Raw genomic sequence first — 18,975 nt, 5'->3', positions numbered from 1 at the left:
GAGACCTCCGCTACCGGATAGCCACGCTCGGTGATCTGACGCACCGCGTCGCGCTTGAACTCTTCCGTGAAATTGCCTTTGCCCATGTAGGCCTCCTGCCTCAGATTTAGGGGAGAAGGCGTCTACAAATCTAGGGGCTATTCACCTCGGCCCGAAACACGCTGGCAAATCCAAGGCCCGATGTTACCAGCATCGGGCCTTACCAATTCCGAGCCACTGGCCCCTCATCTGGTCTCGGTGTGGTGTTATGAGGGTGACGCGGGAAAGGACCGTACCGTAATCGGCTAGCTGCAAAAGATTGCGCGTCGTTCACGATGGCGACGAAAAATAACCATCGTCTGAATTCGAGGCCATGCCTCATCGGAATGAAGATTGTATGCGCCGGAACTCCTCAAGGCTCGCGAAAGCAAGCAAAGACTATGAGCCGGGGGCAATCTTCGCTGAATGTGCGAGACGCGGTGAATGCCAAGGCCGTCCTCCCCGCAAGGGTGTAGAGTTACCGAGAGTTTTGGCGCTCGGCGCACACAGAATGCGATCTAGGTGCTATGGGTTGGCGGGTGTCTCACCGAAGCCAGCGTGTTAAATGCCCGGCCTTCTGAGGGTGAGACTACCATTAGGGGATCGCATACATGACATGGCCGTCACCTCTTCCTTTGCTTATCGATAGCGCAAGGGTACATGGCGGCTTTCCATTTGGAGAGGCAGGCGATTAAACGCCCACCTCGATTTCGTGTCGGGCAGCTTGAGCCAAGAAAGATGAGCGCGTTAATCCGCGATCCTTTGCTACGGCGTCAATGGCTTTGAGGACGCCGCGTTCAAAAGTGACGTTCACGCGCACCACGGCGCTGTCGTCCTCAATGAACGGAACGGAAACCAGATAGGCCCCGGCGTTGAGTTCGGCCCGCACGTCATCGCGAGAAACGATATCGGCGTGACTGGACGGATCGGGCAGGGCTTCGTCTTCTGCAAAAAGCTGAAGGGCTTCAATCGCGTTCTTGACGATATCGTCAGCATCATCGGAAGCCGAAAAGACGCCCGGTATATCAGGAAACTGAATACCGTAAGCGCTGTCTGCATCCTTATGCACTAATGCGAAATAGTGTTTCATCCTGTGTTCCTTTGTGTGGGGCAGAGGGTGAGCCTCAGACGGTCGAGATTGCTTTGCGGATTGGCAGGCTGGTTATTCCCAGCCCGCCTGTTTCGCTATCGCCTTTGCCGTTCCTTGTGGAAGGTCTTTCTTAGGGTGGGGAACTATCACGGTTCGATCCCCTTTTCTGAACTTGTGGTGAGAACCTTTCACCGAGATTAGTTCGAACCCTTCGCTTTCAAGGCGTTTCACAATCTTTTTGCTGTCTCGTAGCATCGGCCCTCCGTGTTGTTTCGATGTGTATATAAATACACAAACAGCCAAATGTAGTCAAGTGAAATGTGTAAGATAATACACACAAAATGGGAGCGGGGAATTCTGACCTAGACCACCGGGCGCTAGGGCCAAGGCTTCATTCGCGGCTTAGAACCATCGCTCCCGCTCCGGGGTGGCTCCCCGCATAATAGGCGATAAGTGAAGCAAGCCCGGTAATGATCCAGCACAGAATGAGGATTGCGGCATGACTGTTTTGAAGGTGGTCGGTTTCGATACTCGGGAGTACCGGAAGCAGGAAGTCGTTGAGATGGCGCGGGAGCTTCTTGCCGCTGCCGAGGCAGGCGAGATAGTTGACCTGGCTTATGCTTCTTGCAAGGCGGACGGAACATTTGAGAGTGGATACACGCCGACCGACAACGCGCCATTGCGTCTCGGCGCAGTGTCCCGGCTCCAGTACCGTCTCAACACGACGATGAGCGAGATTGACGAATGAGCAAGATGCAAATTTGCGCGTTGATCCTGCTGGTTGGGCTGTCCGCTTGTGCGTCTCGTTATCAGAGCCATTGCGGTTTCGTGGACTATCTCAGCGATAGCCGGTGCAAGTAATGTTCAGATGCATTCTGCGTTTCCTCGGGTGGGTTAATCGAAAGCCGGGGCAGATTTGGCCATTCCCCTTTGCTGGATTTGAACCACTGAAAAAGGACAAACCAATTCTCATTGATCGTGAGGGCGTGGCTTATCTCCCGTCGCGTCGTGTGGTTCTCAAGGCCAGAAAGAGTTGAACATGAACAGCGTTCGCAATGTGCGTAGACACGAAACCGAGCAGGGCGTCTATCTAATCCGCGATGTTCAAGACGAGGCTGGCCGCTTCGCCGGTTGCGAATATGCAGTGAAGTCTGATGACGGCACTGTATGGAAGCCATGCGCTGAAGGAGTCCTTTTCGCGGATATCGAGCCATACGAGGCGCGAGCATGACAGAGGAAGCACCAAAGCCCGGTAGGCCTTCAGACTATACGCAGGAGATAGCGGACCTGATTTGTGAGCGCATTGCAGACGGTGAAAGCCTTCGGACCATTTGCGACGATCAGGGAATGCCTTCTCGCACGACCGTTTTCAAATGGTTGTCCCGGTTCAATGAATTTGCTGACCAGTACGCACGCGCACGCGAGGCTCAGGCAGACACGCTTTTTGATGAAATCCTGTCGATTGCCGACGATGGCCGCAATGACTGGATGGAAAAGACGAACAAGGACGGCGAAGTCATCGGCGAGGTCTTCAACAAGGAGGCCGTTCAACGCTCATCTTTGCGTGTCGAGGCGCGCAAATGGATGGCTGGCAAGCTCCGCCCGAAAAAGTACAGCGAAAAGCTTGACCTGAATGTTTCTGGCTCTCTCCAGACCACGCCAGAGGAACAGTTGAATGCTCGAATTGCTGAATTACTCGGAAAAGCAGGAGTTGCAATCGCTGCTGGCGGAACTGGAGCGCCGGAAGAGGACAAATAAGCTCAAGAGCTACGCGCCATATGCGAAACAGAAAGAGTTTCACGCAGCGGGCGCAACGAAATCTGAGCGCCTGTTCATGGCAGGCAACCAGCTCGGAAAGACGATAGCAGGCGGCGCGGAATGGGCCATTCATTTGACCGGTCGTTATCCTGACTGGTGGGAAGGCGCAACTTTCGACAAGGCCCCGGTGCTGTGGGCTGGTTCTGTTACCGGTGAAAGCACTCGGGACAATCCGCAACGCATTCTGGTAGGCCCGCCAGCGATTGAGGAGCAATGGGGAACGGGGTTTATCCCGGCTGACTGTATCGTGTCACGCACAAGAGCGATGGGCGTTCCCAATCTGCTCGATAGCATTGTGGTGCGATGGGGCGGTGGTGGTGACGTACAGGCAGATGAAGCGCTTTTGTCGTTCAAGGCTTACGAAAAGGGCCGTGAGAAGTGGCAGGGGCCGACTGTTGACGGCGTATGGTTCGATGAAGAGCCACCGGAAGACATTTACAGCGAGGGCCTGACCCGAACGAACAACGGCCAGCGCGGACAGTTCGCACAGACCACATTCACGCCGTTGCTTGGGATGTCCACGGTTGTTTCGAGGTTTGTCATGCCAGCAGCCGACGACATGGCTACCGAGTCCCGCAAGGTCATTTCGATGACGATTGACGACGCGGAGCACTACTCGCCAGAGGAGCGCGCAAAGATCATTGCGAGCTATCCGGCGCACGAAAGAGAAGCGAGAGCGAAAGGCATTCCGACACTCGGAAGTGGTCTTATCTTCCCTGTTCTGGAAGAGGATATCACGGTTGAGCCGTTCGAAATCCCGGCTCATTGGCCGCAAATCGGTGGAATGGATTTTGGTTGGGATCACCCGACTGCTGCCGTAAGCCTCGCGTGGGATCGTGACGCGGACGTGGTGTATGTCACGAAGGATTATCGGCAGAGCCAGGCAACACCGGTAATTCATGCAGCAGCCTTGAAGCCTTGGGGTGACTGGTTGCCGTGGGCGTGGCCGCACGATGGCAACAATGATGTGGCGGCAGGCAAGAACCTTGCAACGCAGTATCGGGAACAAAGCCTCAATCTCTTGCCGGAAAGGGCAACGTTTGAGGATGGATCGAACAGCGTTGAAGCTGGCTTGATGGATATGCTGAGCCGGATGCAGACCGGTCGCTGGAAGGTGTTTCGGACATGTCCGCACTGGCATGAGGAGCGCCGTCTGTATCACCGGAAGAACGGACAGGTAGTGAAAGAGCGGGACGATACGATTTCCGCCTCTCGCTACGCATTGATGATGCTGCGATTTGCGACGGTTTACACACCGGCAACCAGCTGGAAATTCACGCCTCGTAAGGTGGTTTGATCTATGCCAAAAATGACGAATGAAGAACTTGCCGGTATCGTCGGCGGGTTGCTGGATGACTGCGACAATTATTATGACGGTCATATCAAGCCCGACTTGCAGCGAGCGCAGGAATACTATGATGGCGATATGAAGGATACGCCTTCTGATGAAGGGCGTTCCAAGGCCATTTCGAAAGACGTTCGTGCAACCATCAAAAAGATGCTGCCGTCTGTCTATCGTGTGTTCTTCAGTTCGGACAAGACAGTAGAATATGCCCCTGTTGCCTCAGGTGATGAGGAAGGCGCGGAACAGGCGACCGACTATGTGAACTATATCGTTCTCCCTGAAAGCGGCGGTCAGCAAGCAATCTATGACGCCATGCATGATGCACTTCTGAAGCGAAACGGAGTGCTGAAATGGTTTGTAGAAAAACAGCGCGAAACGCAAACCACGACGCATGAGGGGCTGGACGAAGAAGCAGCGTACATTCTCGTTGCTGACGACAGCCTCGAAATTGTCGGCGCGGATCAGTCTCCAGACGGGTATTACACGCTTCAGGTAAAGCGGAAGATTGAGAACAAGCGGGTGGTTCTGGAATGCGTGCCGCGCAGTGAGTTTCGCATTCATCCCGACGCCAAGTGCATTGATGACAGTCCTATCGTGGCTCATGTCACAACAAAGCGCCGTGGGGAACTGATTGAGGCAGGCTACAGCAAGACAGTCATTGAAGCGCTTTCCGCCGCTGATGGGGCTGATCTGCTCGATCTGGAAGAGGATAGCGAGAACAAGCGGGTTGTCGGCACGACTTCGCAAGGTCATCACCCGTCGATTGATGAAATCGAAGTGGTCGAAAGTTTTGTGCGCGTCGATTATGACGGTGATGGCATAGCGGAACTGCGTCGGGTCATTATGGCCGGTGGTCGTGGCGAAGAACACATAATCGAAAATGAGCCATGGGATGACATGGTGCCGTTTGGTGATCTGGTTGCGGAGCGAGAGCCGCATCAGTGGGAAGGCCGGTCGATCCCAGATGACATTGAGGAAGTTCAGCGGATCAAAACGGTGCTGCTTCGCAATACGCTGGACAACATTTACTGGCAGAACAACCTCCAGCCGATTGTTCAGAATGACAGTGTTGAAAACCCGGAAAGCGTGACCAACCCACGTTTTGGTGAGCCGATCCGGGTCAAAAGTGGCAAGAGCGTTGCGGACGCAGTAGGCTACAGCACAGTTCCATTTGTGGCGGCTCAGTCTTTCCAGATGCTGGGGTACATGGATGAGGTTGTAACCGACCGAACCGGCATTTCTGACGCGGCGAGTGGCCTTGCTCCTGATGCGTTGCAGAACACCACGGCCAAGGCCTCCGCAATGATTGAACAGTCAGGCATAGCCCAGACTGAAATGGTGGTGAACAACTTCGCCAAAGGCCTACAGCGGGTATTCAAGGGAGTGTTGCGCCTGATTGTCCAGCATCAGGACAAGCCGCGCACAGTGCGCCTTCGCGATGAATGGGTGACATTCGATCCCAGATATTGGGATGCGAGCATGGACGCATCCGTAAACACTGGTCTGGGTGCTGGCACGCGGGAACGGGACATGATGGCCCTTCAGATGGTTATGGGACTTCAAGAGAAGCTGCTCGCCAGTTTCGGAGCGGTCGATAATCCGTTTGTTAAGCCGATGAACCTCTGGAATGCTGTTTCTCGCATGGTTGAAGCGGCTGGTTTGAAGACAGTCAGCCTGTATTTCAACAAACCAAGCGAAGACGAAATCGCAAAACTTGAGGAAGCGGCCCGCAATCGTCCCGATCCGGAAGCAGTCAAGCACAAGAACGCTATCGAGCTCGAAGAAGCCCGGGCGAAAACTGCCGTTACTCGCGAGCAGGCACGTGTTGAGGCAAACCGCCAGATAAAGCAGGCGGAAATGATGCGAACGTCAGAGGACAATGCGCAAAAGCGGGCGGCAGACGCACAGCGCGACGAGCGGCGGGCATATCTGGAGCAGCAGAAACTTGACGGGATGCTTGCAATCGAGCGTGAAAAGATCGCCTCGCAGGAGCGTGTTGCCATGTACCGCGCTGATCTCGAAATCAAGAAATCACAAGCCTCGGCCTTCGCCTTGGCACTTGGTCAGGGGAGGGCGATCTGATGAGCACCGATAGTAACGATGCAGGCTTTCTCATTGAACACCCGCTGATTGTCCGGCTGTTCGATGAACTGGAGCGGGACGCAACCAACAACGCGGTTTATGCCGCTCACAACGATCACGAAGCACGACAGGCATTTTGTGCCGAAGTGCGTGCAATCAGAGCTTTGCGCACGAAGCTAAAGGCCTTGGCCAATCAAGGCACAGCTAAACCGGTGCGCAGAGGTGCAGTGGCATAAGCCGCGCACTCACCCGACAAAGGAAATACCAAAATGGACGGCGAAAACACCAACCTGCCAGCTGGCGGGAGTGATAACGCACAACCCTCTGACGCTCTCGACACGGCGCTTGAAGCCATGTTTGACGATGAAGGAGAGGCCGACGCGCCCAACTCCGGCAAATCAGGCAAGGAACCTGCCACCGACGACGACGAGACGGGTGACGCCTTGGAAAACGGCGAAGAGACCGGGAATGAAGACGATGGAGAACACGACGAGGACGGTGACGGAGACGAACCCGATCCAGACGCGGAAACCATGGTCACGCTTGCCGATGGTACTGAAATTTCCCTCAAGGAATTGAAGGGCGGATATCTTCGGCAGGGCGACTATCAAAAGAAGACGCAGGAACTTGCAAATCAGCGGAAGGAAGCTGAAACAAAGCTTCACAATCTGGTTGAACAGGAAACGGCGTTTTCCCGTCAGCATCAGCAATTGCAGACCACGCTCGACGGACTGGTTGACTATCTGGCAAGTCGATTGCCGGAAGAACCGTCAGCCACGCTGGCAATGACCAACCCAGCCGAATACACACGCCAGAAGGCCATGTATGAAAGCGCGGTTGGAGAGTTGCAGACCATCCTTTCGGCTCGGAAACAGGCCGAAGTGCAAGGGGATCACTTCACCTATCAGCAGCATCAGAAGCGGCTTGCAGCCGAAAATGAAGCTCTGGAGGCGGCATTCCCTCACATCAAGAACGCTGAAAAGCGAGAAGCCTTCAACAAGGATGTTGCGGAAACCGCTGCGCAGCTCGGCTTTACAACCGAAGAACTGAACACGGTTGTGGATCATCGCATGTTGAAGCTCGCCTATTACGCAAGGATCGGTCTCAAGGCGATTGAACAGCAGAAGGCAGGCAAGAAGAAGCTGGAAAGCGCTCCGGCACTGAAGCCAGGAAAGAACCGTCCTTCTCTGAACCCGTCCAGCAAGGCGCTGCAAAGTTTCAAACAATCTCGCTCCGTCGATAGCGCCAAGAAAGCGCTCGATGCATTCGACTGGAGCTAGAGCCGTTTTCCACAGGAGACAAAACAATGGCTCAAGCAGCAGGCACTACCGATACCTATGATATCAAGGGCAAGGCAGAAGACTTCCGCGACGTGATCTATACCGTCGCCAAGGAAGAATGCCCTTTCCAGAAGCTCATCGGCACGACCTATGACGTTTCGGCAACGAAACATCAGTGGCAGACCGATACGCTTCGTGCTCCGGCTTCGAATGCCAAGCCTGAAGGCAACGAAGCGACCTTCCAGCCAGTCGAGCCGACCAAGGAAGTGGGCAACTACTGCCAGATTTCGGATGAAACGTTCATGATTTCCGATACCGCTGAAGCGGTGAAGAAGTATGGGCGTAAGTCTGAAATCAAGCGACAGACCGTCAAGAAGGCCAAGGAACTTGCCCGAGACATGGAATTTGCCATGGTCGGAACCAAGCAGGCTTCCTCGGCTGGCAGCAACGCAAATCCGGTTCGTCAGTCGGGTTCTCTCTGGACTTGGCTTTCCACGAATACGGATCGCGGCGCAACCGGCGCGGACGGCGGTTATGACGAAGCTACCGGCCTGACTGTCGCTCCGACTGACGGCACGCTTCGCGCCTTCGCTGAGGATCAGGTGAAGAACGTTCAGCAGTCTGCATTCGACAACGGCGCAAAGCCGACCGTCATCATGATGCATTCTTCGCTGAAAAAGACCTTCTCCAAGTTCACCGGTATTGCTGCCATCCGTGCTGACGCACCGGCAAAGCGTACGGGCGATGCGCAGGCCGTCATCGTTGGCGCAGCTGACGTGTATCAGGGTGATTTCGGATATCTCTCCGCAATCGCCAATCCTTGGCAGAGCCCGCGTGACGTGGCGCTTCTCGATCCCGAAATGTGGGAAGTGGGCTTCCTTCGCGGCATCAACCAGAAGCCTCTCGCAAAGACCGGTGACAATGAAAAGCGTCTGGTCAACTGCGAATGGACGCTGGTCGCCAAGAACGAAGCATCCAGCGGCGCTATTGCGGACGTTGAAGCGGCCTAATCGGGCCTCTGAATGAAGAACTTGAACGGGGGCTTAGGCCTCCGTTTTTCGTTTCAACAAGGAAGAGCACCAATGAGTGATAATCAGAAACCAGTGGCGACAGAACCAGCAAAAGGCGAGCCAACCTTGTCCGTCCTCTTGCTTCGCGGATATTTCCCGGAAAGCGGCGTGAAACTCAAGCCGGGTGAAGTCCACGAACTGCCTATTTCTGTCGCGAGAAAGCTTGTCAATTCGCGCAAGGCAGAGCTGCCAGACGATGAAGCTTGATCGCCCTTATCGCCACGGCGAAGTGATCGAGGATGACCCGGTGCGCGGATTTCGGCGCATCTGGTACGACATTGACGAGAACTATGGTGCGGTGAAGACAGAATACTACGCGACCGATGCGCTTCTGGATCAGAACACGGCGGAACGTAGCGAGGGACGGAAATGGGGCGACTTCGCAAAGGTTGCCTCAATTCCCTTGAATGTCTTTTACCGCGATCTGTTGCCTGCCGTTCGTGTCGGTGATGACGATTATATTCGCCGCTATCTCCAGAACTCCGACAACGCCAAGTGGCGGACAAGAGACAAGATATGATCGCAGACTACGCTGATCTGTTGGTGACGGCTGGTGAATATGTTGGCCGCAACGACTTTGCTCATATTTTCCCGCGTCTCGTTGGGCTTGCTGAAATGAAGCTCAATCGTCAACTGCGCGTTGCCGATATGGAGCGGACAGAACCCGTCATTGTTGTGGACGGCTCCGGGTCGTTGCCTGAAGGCTTTCTGGAAGCCCGTTCGGTGCAGACGGCATCTGGCAGAGTTTTGCGCTCTTATTCTATTCAGGCGCTCGAAAGTGTCGCTCAAGGATGCCCGGACGTGCCTTTTGCATTCGCAGTTCAGGGGCGAAATGTGATTATCCGGCCCGTCTGGAGTGGCGTTCTGACGTTCAGTTTCTACGGGAAAATTTCGGGCCTGACGCGCGCGAACAAGACAAACTGGCTGCTGGAAACCGCACCTGACGTTTACCTCTACGCGGTCGTTGAAGAAATCTCGATATGGGCGAAAGACGCCCAAGGCGCGGCTGCTGCGGCAGGTATCAAGACGCAGATGCTCAGCGATTTGCGCAGCGATGATGAGCGTGCACGGTTCGGCCAAAACCGCGTGCGGATTGGTGGGGTGACGCCATGACGATACTTTCCGCAATCAATGCAGTTTGCGATGTTGTCTCGCTCGACCGTTTCGACACGGTAGTGGGCAACACCGACCCGAACGCGCAGACGATGCTTGAATTCGCGCAGGAAGCCGGAGAGGAAATTGCTCGCCGGGGCGACTGGTCGAGAATGGGAAAAACAGTACCGGTTACGAATAATCCGTTTCCCTTGCCAGAAGATTTTCAGCGTTTGGCTGCTGGCGGCGCTGTTCAACTCCAGTCTGGAGATTTCGCACGCCAGATCACAAACGAAAGCATGTGGCGTGTTGTTCAGAGCTCGTCGTCAGAAGTTCCGTTCTTCTATCTGAATGGTGGACGGGCGAGCTTTTCTCCCATTGGATCGTCGGTATCGGCCCAATTCTTTTACGTTTCCAAGAATTGGTTGAAAGACGGCAATAACGAGCGGTCAATCATCACAAAAGACGACAATGCCACCCAGTTTCCTGACCGCGTGCTCACCAAGGGTATTATTTGGCGCTGGAGGAGGCAAAAGGGCCTGAGTTTCGATGATCAGATGGCCGAATTCGAAGCCGATTTCGCCTTGGAACTGGCAGCAGATCGGGGAGACCCGCAATGACACTTCGCCCAAACCGCAAACCTTCGCCGTTAAAATCGTCTAATCCCGGCGCAAGCGCGCAGACCGGCACGCCGATCACGTTCCCCGCACCAAATGGCGGATTGGTAACAAACACCGATTTGCTTCAACCAACCGCGGGCTCTGCTTCTGTCCTGCTCAATCTATGGCCAACTTTAAAGGGCGCGCGGGTGCGCGGCGGTTCGGTGAAACGTGCATTGCTTGATGGCTTGGGAAATGTCCAGTCAGCTTTCAATTACCGTTATGGCGGAGTTGATAAGCTGTTCATGGCGACCGATACGGGCATTTTTGACGTGAGCAGCCCGCCTGCGCCACCGGCTCTGACGCCCGCTAGTCTTGCAGGGCAAACATCTGGCCTTTGGACAGCGGTACAGCATACCTCCCAAGGGGCGTCGATGATGGTCTGCGTAAACGGCTCGGACCCTCGGCAGCTTTATAACGGGAACGATTGGGTTACGACCCCGGCGATTACCTTTGCTACTGGCGATACCACAACCACAAGCCAACTGAATTATGTCTGGCTATTCAAGAACCGGGAATTCTTCCTGAAGAACGCCAGCATGGATGCCTATTACCTTCCGCTGAATTCCTTCGGTGGAGAGGCGAAACCGTGGCCTCTTGGAGGTGTTATGAAAAAGGGCGGGTCGCTTCTGACGGGCTTTAGCTGGTCCATTGAAAGCGGCGACGGCCTCAACGATATGTGCGTGTTCATTTCAACAGAGGGCGAAGTTGCCGTCTATTCAGGCAGTAATCCGGAAAGTGTGGACGATTTCGCATTGAAGGGTGTTTATCAGATCGGAAAGCCACTCGGGAAAAACGCTTGGATACGCGCCGGAGCTGATGTGCTGATTGCCACGACTGACGGCCTTATTCCCATGAGCCAGGTTTTCCAGCGCGACAGGCAGGCGTTAAGCCTTGTTTCGGTTAGTCGTGAGATTGAGGACGATTGGCGCGATGCAGCCAACGCAACCGGTACAGGTTGGACAATTACTCAATGGCCGGAACGAAATCTTGTTTTCATCACCTTTCCAGAAAATTCCGTGGTGCAAAACAGATGCTTTGTGTTGAACGTCCTGACCGGAAAGTGGGGCATAACTACCAATTGGAACGCAAGCTGCTTCGGGACAATGCAAGGTAGCGTTTTCTTCGGCTCGACCGATGGTACGGTATGGCAAGGAGATATTACCGGGACCGATGACGGCCTGACTTTTACTGCCGTCTATCTTTCGCAGTTCCTGAACGGGGGGAACACCGGTCAGCGCAAGACCGCTTCACTTGCCCGGATACTGGTTCGCGGCAAGGCAAGGCCCAAGGTTATGCTCTTCGCCCGCGCTGATATGAATAAGTCCTTTCCGGTCAACAGTGCTGTTTCCGAAGGCAACGCCAACTCCTCGGAATGGGATGTTGGTCTATGGGATCAAGCGGTTTGGGATGGTGTGAGCGAACGGCAAGACTTCTGGTATCGCCAGAATGTCCGTGCGTCGGGGGATACCATCGCACTCGGGTGCGTGATCACTTCAGGCGGGCAATTCGCACTGGACGCTGAGTTAAGCATTGGAACTGTCCAGATTGAAGTAGGCGAGCAAAGCGCATGATTATCGTCTACGGAGGGGATGCATGCCCCGAAATCAACGAGGGCATAGCGAGCTTTGTTTCTGCCAATATCCCGGGATGTGAGCGCGGGTTTGCCAACTTTACTACAATGGGTGTTGTTGACGGAAGCCAACTCATTGCGGGGGTGGTTTATCATAACTGGTGTCCCGAAAGCGCCGTTATCGAAATGTCGGCTGCTTCAGTCAGCAAGCGTTGGCTGACACGTAAAACCCTCCATGCAATGTTCACTTATCCCTTTGAACAGATCGCCTGTCAGATGGTCGTTTTGCGGGTGTCGGAACGAAACGAACCCATGTGCAGAATTGCGAGTGCCTACGGCTTCACTTCAACCCGCATTCCCCGACTGCGAGGCCGGGACGAGGCGGAAATCATTTTCACACTGACGGACGACGCATGGCGTTCGAACCGCTTCCATAAAAGGCAGGTGTAGTATGGGAAAACCCAAAGCGCCCAAGGCTCCAGATCCGAAGGAAACCGCAGCGGCCCAGACCGGCACGAATATCAGCACCGCGACTGCAAACGCATGGTTTCAGCAACCAAATCAGGTGACACCAGATGGCACGCTGACGCGGACGCAAACAGGAACACAGACGGTTTTTGACCCAAGTTCGGGTAAATCGTACCAGATCCCGACATTTACAGACACGGTTTCGTATTCGCCGGAACAGCAGGCCATCGCAGACGCCAACAATGCAGCAAGTCTGAACCTTGCTCAGCTGGCACGCGATCAATCGGGGCGGCTTCAAGGTCTTCTCGGACAGCCTATAAATCTGGATGGCCTTCCTGCCGGGGGAGATGCGTCAAAAATCACCAATCCGAACTATCAGCAGTTCGAAAGCGGTCCAGATTTACAGACCGGTTACATTGACGATTTTTCAACCGATAAGCAGGCCGTTCAGGATGCGATGATGGGCCGCTTACAGCCCAAGATCGATCAGGAACGCGCAGCGCTGGAGCAGAGGCTTGCCAATCAGGGCATTCAGCTGGGAACTACGGCCTATCGCGAGGCAATGCGCAATTTTGATCAGGGTGTGAATGATCAGCGCACCTCTGTGCTTCTTGCAGCCGGTCAGGAACAGAGCCGCCTTGCTGGCCTCTCTCGCGATCAGGCGAGCTTTGGCAACTCTGCAAAACAGCAGATGTATCAGAACAAAAACACGGCGATTGGTGGAAACAATGCGCTTCTGGATCAGCTGCTGAATTCGCAATTGGCACAGTTCAACGCGGCCAACACGCAGCGCCAACAGGCTCTAAATGAGCGGTATGAGGAACGCGCTCGACCGATCAACGAAATCACCGCTCTTATGAATGGTGGGCAGGTCAGTAAGCCGCAGTTTGGCGGATCTCAGATTTCGGGCATTCCGACCGTCGATTATGCGGGGCTGGTTCAGCAGAAATATGCGAACGATCTGGGCGCGTACAATCAGCAGATGAGCCAGATGAACGGCCTGCTTGGCGGTCTCGGCAGTTTGGTTGCTAAGGGTCTGCCTGCTGGCTTCCTTTCCGATGAGCGCGCCAAGAAGGACGTTGAAAAGGTCGGCAAGATCAAAGGCCAGAACGTCTATCTCTACAATTATCGCGACGAGCCAGACGGCGCACCGAAGCACCTCGGCCTGTTGGCTCAACAGGTTCAGAAGAAAAAGCCAGCAGCTGTTTCAAAGCGCCCTGACGGATTGCTTCAGGTCGATTACGGCCTTGCTCTTGGAGGCAAATAAATGGCGGTTCCATCTTTCATTTTCGGTCAGGGCACGGCCTACAAAACGCCCGAACAGTTGCAGGAAGCGCGCCGCCGCGTCCAGCAGCTCATGAGTGGTGGTCCGCAGGACTATTCGCGTCCGGGCGGATGGCTATATGCCTTGGGTGACGGCCTTGGTGCGGCTCTTGAACAGCGCCGTATCAATCAGGGCGAGAAATATGCAGATGAGCAGCGTCAGAAGGGCAATGCGCTGTTTGGTCAGCTTATGAGCGGATTTGGCGGTGCTGGCGGAGCATACCCATCTTCCGTTGCCGCTGGTGGCTCCCCGACGAGTGCCACGGCGACCGGCACGGTTCCTCAAGGCAAGTTTAATTTCGGTGAGAATGCCGACGCTCTTCGAAACGGGATTATCGAGACAGCACAGGCTATTGGCGCTGATCCGGTAGATCTTGCCACGGCGATTTCATATGAGACTGCTGGCACTTTTGATCCGACAAAGGCGGGGCCTCGCACCCAGTACGGCCAGCATCGCGGACTTATTCAGTTCGGGGAACCGCAGGCTGAAAAATATGGTGTTGATTGGAATGATCCTATCGCATCGCAGCTTGGCCCGAATGGTGCGGTTGCCAACTATTTCCGTTCGTCGGGATTTAAGCCAGGTATGAGCGGGCTTGACCTATACTCGACCATCAACGCCGGTTCTCCGGGCCGCTATACCGCGTCAGACGCCAATAACGGCGGCGCTCCGGGCGATGTGCGGGACAAGTGGGAAAACCAGATGACAGGCCATCGTCAGAAGGCGCTTGCATTGCTTGGATCGGGGAATAAGCCGCAGCCGCAGGGTGTTCAAGTTGCCAGTCTGGACCCGTCTATCGGTCTTGGTTCTGCGTCGAACGAAGCTGTAGCGCTTTTCGGGCCGAATGCTGATGTTACTCAGGCTGATATCGAGTTTGCGAGACAGGCGACCGGGCCGGTCGGCGGCGCAATGATCCGCGCAGGGGATTACAACCCTGACGCATCGCGAGGGAACGCAACGGCCAACGGCGCTCGCGCTACATTCGGTGGGCCACAGCTGACTTATGATGACGGTGGATTGCGATTTGTCGATGAAGGCGCGCAGCGTGTCGCGGCTCCGCCTGCCGTTGCTCCGTACGATTTTACCGGCAATCCGCAACTGTCAGCGGCGAGCGGCATGCAGTTTCAAGGTGGACAACCGCAGCAGATGGCTGCACTTCCACAACAGCCGACTCCGCAAGCGCCAACTGGCCCATCTGCTGAACTGCTACGCCAGAACGATGTGGCGTTCGGCGGCGCTCTGGCTCCGCAAGGACAGGCTCCGCAGCAGGTAGCTAACGCATCTGGCTATTTCCCGCCCGCGCCTTATATGGATCGTGCATTGGTACAGCCACAAGCCGCGCCGCAGAACAATAATCGCCTGCAACTGCTCGGGGAAGTTCTGAGCAATCCGTTTGTCCCTGAGGAACAGAAACGTATTGCGCAAATGATGTTCCAGCAGGAAATGGAACAGCGCCAGCAAATGGCCGATCCCATGCGGCAACTTCAGATGCGCAGGCTTGAGCAGGAAATAGCGCTCGGTGGGCGAACCTCTGACTGGTCGAAGCTGGATGACAACCGGCTTTACAATCAGCGCACCGGCGAAATTCGCGAATTGCCGGTCAACCCGAATGCGCCATCCGGCGATCTGGGCCTTAACCCGCAGTACGGCGTTGACAAGGACGGGAACCCCGTCCTGTTGCAGCTTGGGAAGAACGGTAAGGTTGTCCAATCGCAGTTGCCCGAAGGTGTTTCGCTCTCGAAAGAGCCGATTAAGCTTGATGCGGGGACGCATTTCGTATTGCTCGATCCGATCACCCGCCAGCCGGTCGGACAAATCCCGAAAGACGTGGCAGGAGCAGCTTCGCAGGCCGCTATCGGCAAATCTCAGGGCGAGGCGGCTGCGTCTCTTCCCGGCGATTTGCAGCAGGCGGAACAGACCATTTCCCAGATTGACAGCCTTCTTGCCTCTGACGGGTTGAGTTCCATCGTCGGCCCTGTTGATCAATACCGCCCTTCGTGGTCGCTTGGCTCCAGTGGTCGGGATGCACTTTCCCGCCTCCGCCAGCTCCAGGGCGGCGCGTTCCTTCAAGCGTTCGGTATGCTCAAGGGTGGCGGCCAGATCACCGAAATTGAGGGAGCGAAGGCTGAAGCGGCTATGGCGCGCATGGATCGCGCGCTGAACGAGGAAGACTTCCGCAATGCCCTGAAGGACTTCCGCGACGCCGTTTCGCAGGGAATGGTGAAGATGAGGCGTCAGGCCGGCGTAGGCGCGGGCTCGCAGGCTCAGCGGCCTGAGCAGGTACCGAACGGCGACGGCGTTCAAATCAACGGCTACACGATTAGGAAGGTTCAGTGATGGCCAAATTCGAAATTACCGGGCCTGACGGTTCCGTCTACGAGATCGAGGGCGACAACGAGCAGGGTGCTTTCGATGCCCTGCAACGTCACCTTGGCGCATCGCAGCCTACCGCCACGACTGCCGATCAGATCACGCCGCAAATGCGTCAGGGGCTTGACGAAATGTCAGTCATGACACGGAACCCCGTGGTGCGCAATCCCGATGACAGCGCTCGAAACTCGTTCATGGGCAAAGTGGATACGGCCATGCGCGGAGCAGCCGATATGCTTTCCCTCGGCTTTGCTGATGAGATTGCAGCAGGCCTTGGGACTGGCTTTGGATATTTGGGCGACTACGATCAGGAGCTGGCTCGGCAACGCGGTATCGATCAGGCCGACAGCGAAAACCGTTTCGGTTATCACTTTGGCGGTCAGTTGGCCGGTGGCGTTGCTGGCGGCGCAGGGCTGGCCCGGAGTGGCCTTTCGCTGGCGACCAATGCCGCGAATGCCGGGAAAAGTCTCGGGCGTGTCGCGTTCGGTTCGGGTGTTGACGGTGCTATTCTTGGCGCCGGTCAAGGTTTCGGCTCCGGTGAAGGTGGGATCGCTAACAGACTAGAGCAAGCTGGGTATAGTGGGTTAACGGGCGGTGCTCTTGGTGTTGCCGCGCCGGTGGCGGTCGCCGGAGTTTCTGCCGTTGCAAAACCAATGCTCGCTCCGATAGCATCCCGTCTCAATCCTGAGAAATATGCCGATCAGGCACTGGAAACCGCGCTGAGCCGTTCGGGTAGCTCAAAAGAGAAGGTTGCTCAGGCCATCAGGAACGCTATCGCAGATGGACAGGATCAGTTCACCGTAGCAGACGCCTTGGGCCACTCCGGACGCCGCATGCTTTCTACGGTAGTGCGCAATCCGAACGAGGCCCGACAGGAAGTCATGGAGCAGCTTGTTCGACGCCAGACTGGGCAGGGAGACCGGTTGGCGAACACTCTCGCGGAAGGTTTTGGCGCGACCGATACAGCGGCGCAGCGGTCAGCCTTCTTGACGGAAGCACGTGACACGCTTGCCAATCAGAATTACCGGGCTGCTCGGCAGAATGCGGGTGCGGTCGATCTGTCGCCAGTCATTCAGCATATCGATGACATTATCCGCCCGGGAGTTCAAAAGATTGTCTCTCCAGCGGATGAAATCGCAGGAGACAGTATTGAAAAGGCGCTCACCGGTTACAAGAACCGGATGACAGATGGGAAGTCGGTTCTCTCTGATTTCACCCGTGCCTTGAACCTGAAAACCGATGTGAGCGATGCAGTGCAGCGCGCACAAAGGGCCGGAGAGGGCAACCGCGCCCGGGTTCTCGGGATGTTGAACGCCCAGCTCGATCAGGCATTAGAAAAAGCGTCTCCTGCATATCGGGCGGCGAATGATACCTTCAAAAGCCAGAGCAAGGTGATAGACGCAATTGATACCGGAACCGGTGCGGCATCGAGCCGAATGCGAGCAGCCGACAACATAGACACGTTTACCGGCATGAGCCCCGGTGAACAGGCTGCTTTTCGGTCTGGCTATGCCGATCCATGGATTGCACGGATAGAAGCGGCTTCGGCATCGCCAACGACGAACAAGGCGCGCATGTTGCTGACAGAAAAGACCGGTCAGGAGTTTCCTGTCTTCGCTTTGCCCGACAAGGCAAATCAGATGGCACGCCGAATTGCTCGGGAACAGAAAATGTTCGAAACGGCAAATGAAGCGATGGGCGGTTCAAAAACAGCGGATAATCTCGCTGACGCCGCTGAAATGGCGCAATTCGATCCCGGCGTGTTCAATAGCCTGTTGCACGGCGACTGGAAGGGCGCCGCAATAGGCACAGCAATGCGCGGATTGAACCAAGCTAAAGGCTTGCCCTCTGGGGTACTGAGCCGCGTCGGCAAGGCGCTGACGGAAACCGATCCAGAAACGGCGCTGAATATTCTTGATCGGGCCGTGAGCCGCAAGCAAATTACAGCGCAGAAACGCGATATGCTTCGGTCAATGATTTTGGGATCGGGTTCCGGCGTTCAACCCCGAGTACTTGGACAGGAACGGCGCGCGCCACTGGAAATCACGGTCAGGCCTAACCGTTAATGCTTTGACCGCCAGCTATCGGGAATGCGGTTCCCCGTCTTCTCGATAGCCCAACACGTCAGCATACCGACAGTAAACCCGCCAAGCGCAAGAGACGGCCAATCGAAGTCTCGGAAATAGAGATACCAGACCCAACCCAGCGCAACCAACGTCCACCCCAGCCACCACGGAAACGGGTCGCGGTCGATCTTGGGTTCGTTCTGGTCGTGCTCTATTTGGTTCATCAGTAGCAACTCGTTTGCAATGTGCCAAATACCGGGCGCGTTGTGCAGGTTGTTGGCTTGTATTTTGCGTTGAAATCACTATTCCCGCGAACTAACTCTTGCGATAAAGCCAGTTTAGCATCCGAATTGCTGATCAGACCAGCTTTGTATTTCTCGTTCAGGTTATCACCGAAAGCCATGTAGCGCATTCCGACATCATTATTCATCATGCCTGCTGTGCCGGATTTCACGCGCCCGCGAATGCAATCCCACATTTGGCTGTAGTCAGAATACTGAGTTTGGCAGGAGCCTTGAGCGTCGGTTAAGGAAGAACAGCCAGCTATAAGCGACAGTGATGCAGCGAGAATAAGGTACTTCATGAAATCCCCCAGAGAATGAACGGGATGATTGAATGCATTTCGGCCAAGAAAAATCAATCACGATGAGGCTCAAGCCGTCCATTTTGGGCGGCTTTTTCTATGGAGAATGCCATGCCACGTACAGACGGCGTCTATAC

22 protein-coding genes are annotated in these 18,975 nt (G+C 55.4%); 17 read left to right on the top strand and 5 right to left on the bottom strand.

The genetic code is table 11. The annotated features are described in order from the left end of the window. The 3 genes from FJQ48_RS12090 to FJQ48_RS12080 form a co-directional block, all read right to left on the bottom strand. A partial coding sequence (locus FJQ48_RS12090) for a transposase (RefSeq protein ID WP_139974912.1) occupies positions 1 to 86 on the bottom strand: 86 nt, incomplete at its 3' end. A gap of 623 nt (positions 87 to 709) precedes the next feature. Further along, positions 710 to 1,108, bottom strand: a complete 399-nt coding sequence (locus FJQ48_RS12085; protein WP_139975358.1) for a type II toxin-antitoxin system HicB family antitoxin — start codon at positions 1,106 to 1,108, stop codon at positions 710 to 712. 72 nt (positions 1,109 to 1,180) lie between these two features. Beyond that, positions 1,181 to 1,363, bottom strand: coding sequence for a type II toxin-antitoxin system HicA family toxin (locus FJQ48_RS12080; protein ID WP_139975357.1), 183 nt, complete (start codon positions 1,361 to 1,363; stop codon positions 1,181 to 1,183). A 244-nt stretch (positions 1,364 to 1,607) separates the two neighbouring features. On the opposite strand from FJQ48_RS12080, the gene FJQ48_RS12075 reads away from it, so the two are divergent. From FJQ48_RS12075 to FJQ48_RS11995, 17 genes are all read left to right on the top strand, one after another. Further along, positions 1,608 to 1,856, top strand: a complete 249-nt coding sequence (locus FJQ48_RS12075) for a hypothetical protein (RefSeq protein ID WP_139975356.1) — start codon at positions 1,608 to 1,610, stop codon at positions 1,854 to 1,856. 291 nt (positions 1,857 to 2,147) lie between these two features. Then, positions 2,148 to 2,339, top strand: a complete 192-nt coding sequence (locus FJQ48_RS12070) for a hypothetical protein (RefSeq protein WP_139975355.1) — start codon at positions 2,148 to 2,150, stop codon at positions 2,337 to 2,339. Continuing rightward, the gene (locus tag FJQ48_RS12065) at positions 2,336 to 2,866 is read left to right on the top strand and encodes a terminase small subunit protein (protein WP_210236257.1); all 531 of its coding nucleotides are present in this window, start codon (positions 2,336 to 2,338) and stop codon (positions 2,864 to 2,866) included. Before FJQ48_RS12070 ends, FJQ48_RS12065 begins: the two co-directional genes overlap by 4 nt. Further along, the gene (locus FJQ48_RS12060; protein ID WP_139975354.1) at positions 2,784 to 4,223 is read left to right on the top strand and encodes a terminase family protein; all 1,440 of its coding nucleotides are present in this window, start codon (positions 2,784 to 2,786) and stop codon (positions 4,221 to 4,223) included. The genes FJQ48_RS12065 and FJQ48_RS12060 overlap by 83 nt, the downstream gene beginning before the upstream one ends. Positions 4,224 to 4,226: 3 nt before the next feature. After that, positions 4,227 to 6,353: a phage portal protein gene (locus tag FJQ48_RS12055; protein WP_139975353.1), complete on the top strand. Its 2,127-nt coding sequence runs from the start codon at positions 4,227 to 4,229 to the stop codon at positions 6,351 to 6,353. Continuing rightward, positions 6,353 to 6,589: a hypothetical protein gene (locus FJQ48_RS12050; protein ID WP_139975352.1), complete on the top strand. Its 237-nt coding sequence runs from the start codon at positions 6,353 to 6,355 to the stop codon at positions 6,587 to 6,589. The genes FJQ48_RS12055 and FJQ48_RS12050 overlap by 1 nt, the downstream gene beginning before the upstream one ends. A 33-nt stretch (positions 6,590 to 6,622) precedes the next feature. Continuing rightward, on the top strand, positions 6,623 to 7,633 hold the full coding sequence (locus tag FJQ48_RS12045; protein ID WP_139975351.1) for a hypothetical protein: 1,011 nt from the start codon (positions 6,623 to 6,625) through the stop codon (positions 7,631 to 7,633). A gap of 26 nt (positions 7,634 to 7,659) precedes the next feature. After that, positions 7,660 to 8,643, top strand: a complete 984-nt coding sequence (locus FJQ48_RS12040; protein WP_139975350.1) for a DUF5309 domain-containing protein — start codon at positions 7,660 to 7,662, stop codon at positions 8,641 to 8,643. A gap of 72 nt (positions 8,644 to 8,715) precedes the next feature. Beyond that, positions 8,716 to 8,910, top strand: a complete 195-nt coding sequence (locus FJQ48_RS12035) for a hypothetical protein (protein ID WP_139975349.1) — start codon at positions 8,716 to 8,718, stop codon at positions 8,908 to 8,910. Continuing rightward, on the top strand, positions 8,900 to 9,223 hold the full coding sequence (locus FJQ48_RS12030) for a hypothetical protein (RefSeq protein WP_139975348.1): 324 nt from the start codon (positions 8,900 to 8,902) through the stop codon (positions 9,221 to 9,223). Before FJQ48_RS12035 ends, FJQ48_RS12030 begins: the two co-directional genes overlap by 11 nt. Then, the gene (locus FJQ48_RS12025; RefSeq protein WP_139975347.1) at positions 9,220 to 9,816 is read left to right on the top strand and encodes a hypothetical protein; all 597 of its coding nucleotides are present in this window, start codon (positions 9,220 to 9,222) and stop codon (positions 9,814 to 9,816) included. Before FJQ48_RS12030 ends, FJQ48_RS12025 begins: the two co-directional genes overlap by 4 nt. Then, positions 9,813 to 10,415, top strand: a complete 603-nt coding sequence (locus FJQ48_RS12020; RefSeq protein WP_139975346.1) for a hypothetical protein — start codon at positions 9,813 to 9,815, stop codon at positions 10,413 to 10,415. The genes FJQ48_RS12025 and FJQ48_RS12020 overlap by 4 nt, the downstream gene beginning before the upstream one ends. Next, positions 10,412 to 12,028, top strand: a complete 1,617-nt coding sequence (locus FJQ48_RS12015) for a hypothetical protein (protein ID WP_247870365.1) — start codon at positions 10,412 to 10,414, stop codon at positions 12,026 to 12,028. The genes FJQ48_RS12020 and FJQ48_RS12015 overlap by 4 nt, the downstream gene beginning before the upstream one ends. Continuing rightward, positions 12,025 to 12,477 (top strand): GNAT family protein, encoded by a 453-nt coding sequence (locus FJQ48_RS12010; RefSeq protein ID WP_139975345.1) that lies wholly within the window; start codon positions 12,025 to 12,027, stop codon positions 12,475 to 12,477. The genes FJQ48_RS12015 and FJQ48_RS12010 overlap by 4 nt, the downstream gene beginning before the upstream one ends. Before the next feature lies 1 nt (position 12,478). Beyond that, entirely contained in the window at positions 12,479 to 13,762 is a 1,284-nt protein-coding gene (locus FJQ48_RS12005; protein WP_139975344.1) for a tail fiber domain-containing protein, read from the top strand. Continuing rightward, positions 13,763 to 16,156, top strand: a complete 2,394-nt coding sequence (locus FJQ48_RS12000; protein ID WP_139975343.1) for a hypothetical protein — start codon at positions 13,763 to 13,765, stop codon at positions 16,154 to 16,156. Then, the gene (locus tag FJQ48_RS11995) at positions 16,156 to 18,255 is read left to right on the top strand and encodes a hypothetical protein (protein ID WP_180350195.1); all 2,100 of its coding nucleotides are present in this window, start codon (positions 16,156 to 16,158) and stop codon (positions 18,253 to 18,255) included. Before FJQ48_RS12000 ends, FJQ48_RS11995 begins: the two co-directional genes overlap by 1 nt. Here the strand turns inward: FJQ48_RS11995 and FJQ48_RS11990 are convergent. Both FJQ48_RS11990 and FJQ48_RS11985 read right to left on the bottom strand, forming a co-directional pair. Further along, positions 18,252 to 18,479, bottom strand: coding sequence for a hypothetical protein (locus FJQ48_RS11990; protein WP_139975342.1), 228 nt, complete (start codon positions 18,477 to 18,479; stop codon positions 18,252 to 18,254). The two genes, FJQ48_RS11995 and FJQ48_RS11990, sit on opposite strands and share 4 nt — an antisense overlap. After that, positions 18,479 to 18,838 carry a hypothetical protein gene (locus FJQ48_RS11985; RefSeq protein WP_139975341.1) on the bottom strand — a complete coding sequence of 120 codons (360 nt, stop codon included), beginning with the start codon at positions 18,836 to 18,838 and terminating at the stop codon, positions 18,479 to 18,481. The genes FJQ48_RS11990 and FJQ48_RS11985 overlap by 1 nt, the downstream gene beginning before the upstream one ends. Positions 18,839 to 18,975 lie beyond the last annotated feature (137 nt).

It is taken from the genome of Ochrobactrum sp. CGA5 (genome assembly GCF_006345815.1).
Taxonomy (GTDB): Bacteria; Pseudomonadota; Alphaproteobacteria; order Rhizobiales; family Rhizobiaceae; genus Brucella.
Note: the sequence above shows the minus strand (reverse complement) of the source record. Positions and strands in the feature narration are given on the sequence as shown.

Excerpts from the sequence above, each read along its gene's own strand:
- FJQ48_RS12085 (WP_139975358.1), bottom strand. The coding sequence starts at position 1,108 with ATGAAACACTATTTCGCATTAGTGCATAAGGATGCAGACAGCGCTTAC.
- FJQ48_RS12080 (WP_139975357.1), bottom strand. The coding sequence starts at position 1,363 with ATGCTACGAGACAGCAAAAAGATTGTGAAACGCCTTGAAAGCGAAGGG.
- FJQ48_RS12075 (WP_139975356.1), top strand. The coding sequence starts at position 1,608 with ATGACTGTTTTGAAGGTGGTCGGTTTCGATACTCGGGAGTACCGGAAG.
- FJQ48_RS12070 (WP_139975355.1), top strand. The coding sequence starts at position 2,148 with ATGAACAGCGTTCGCAATGTGCGTAGACACGAAACCGAGCAGGGCGTC.
- FJQ48_RS12065 (WP_210236257.1), top strand. The coding sequence starts at position 2,336 with ATGACAGAGGAAGCACCAAAGCCCGGTAGGCCTTCAGACTATACGCAG.
- FJQ48_RS12060 (WP_139975354.1), top strand. The coding sequence starts at position 2,784 with ATGCTCGAATTGCTGAATTACTCGGAAAAGCAGGAGTTGCAATCGCTG.
- FJQ48_RS12055 (WP_139975353.1), top strand. The coding sequence starts at position 4,227 with ATGCCAAAAATGACGAATGAAGAACTTGCCGGTATCGTCGGCGGGTTG.
- FJQ48_RS12050 (WP_139975352.1), top strand. The coding sequence starts at position 6,353 with ATGAGCACCGATAGTAACGATGCAGGCTTTCTCATTGAACACCCGCTG.
- FJQ48_RS12045 (WP_139975351.1), top strand. The coding sequence starts at position 6,623 with ATGGACGGCGAAAACACCAACCTGCCAGCTGGCGGGAGTGATAACGCA.
- FJQ48_RS12040 (WP_139975350.1), top strand. The coding sequence starts at position 7,660 with ATGGCTCAAGCAGCAGGCACTACCGATACCTATGATATCAAGGGCAAG.
- FJQ48_RS12035 (WP_139975349.1), top strand. The coding sequence starts at position 8,716 with ATGAGTGATAATCAGAAACCAGTGGCGACAGAACCAGCAAAAGGCGAG.
- FJQ48_RS12030 (WP_139975348.1), top strand. The coding sequence starts at position 8,900 with ATGAAGCTTGATCGCCCTTATCGCCACGGCGAAGTGATCGAGGATGAC.
- FJQ48_RS12025 (WP_139975347.1), top strand. The coding sequence starts at position 9,220 with ATGATCGCAGACTACGCTGATCTGTTGGTGACGGCTGGTGAATATGTT.
- FJQ48_RS12020 (WP_139975346.1), top strand. The coding sequence starts at position 9,813 with ATGACGATACTTTCCGCAATCAATGCAGTTTGCGATGTTGTCTCGCTC.
- FJQ48_RS12015 (WP_247870365.1), top strand. The coding sequence starts at position 10,412 with ATGACACTTCGCCCAAACCGCAAACCTTCGCCGTTAAAATCGTCTAAT.
- FJQ48_RS12010 (WP_139975345.1), top strand. The coding sequence starts at position 12,025 with ATGATTATCGTCTACGGAGGGGATGCATGCCCCGAAATCAACGAGGGC.
- FJQ48_RS12005 (WP_139975344.1), top strand. The coding sequence starts at position 12,479 with ATGGGAAAACCCAAAGCGCCCAAGGCTCCAGATCCGAAGGAAACCGCA.
- FJQ48_RS12000 (WP_139975343.1), top strand. The coding sequence starts at position 13,763 with ATGGCGGTTCCATCTTTCATTTTCGGTCAGGGCACGGCCTACAAAACG.
- FJQ48_RS11995 (WP_180350195.1), top strand. The coding sequence starts at position 16,156 with ATGGCCAAATTCGAAATTACCGGGCCTGACGGTTCCGTCTACGAGATC.
- FJQ48_RS11990 (WP_139975342.1), bottom strand. The coding sequence starts at position 18,479 with ATGAACCAAATAGAGCACGACCAGAACGAACCCAAGATCGACCGCGAC.
- FJQ48_RS11985 (WP_139975341.1), bottom strand. The coding sequence starts at position 18,838 with ATGAAGTACCTTATTCTCGCTGCATCACTGTCGCTTATAGCTGGCTGT.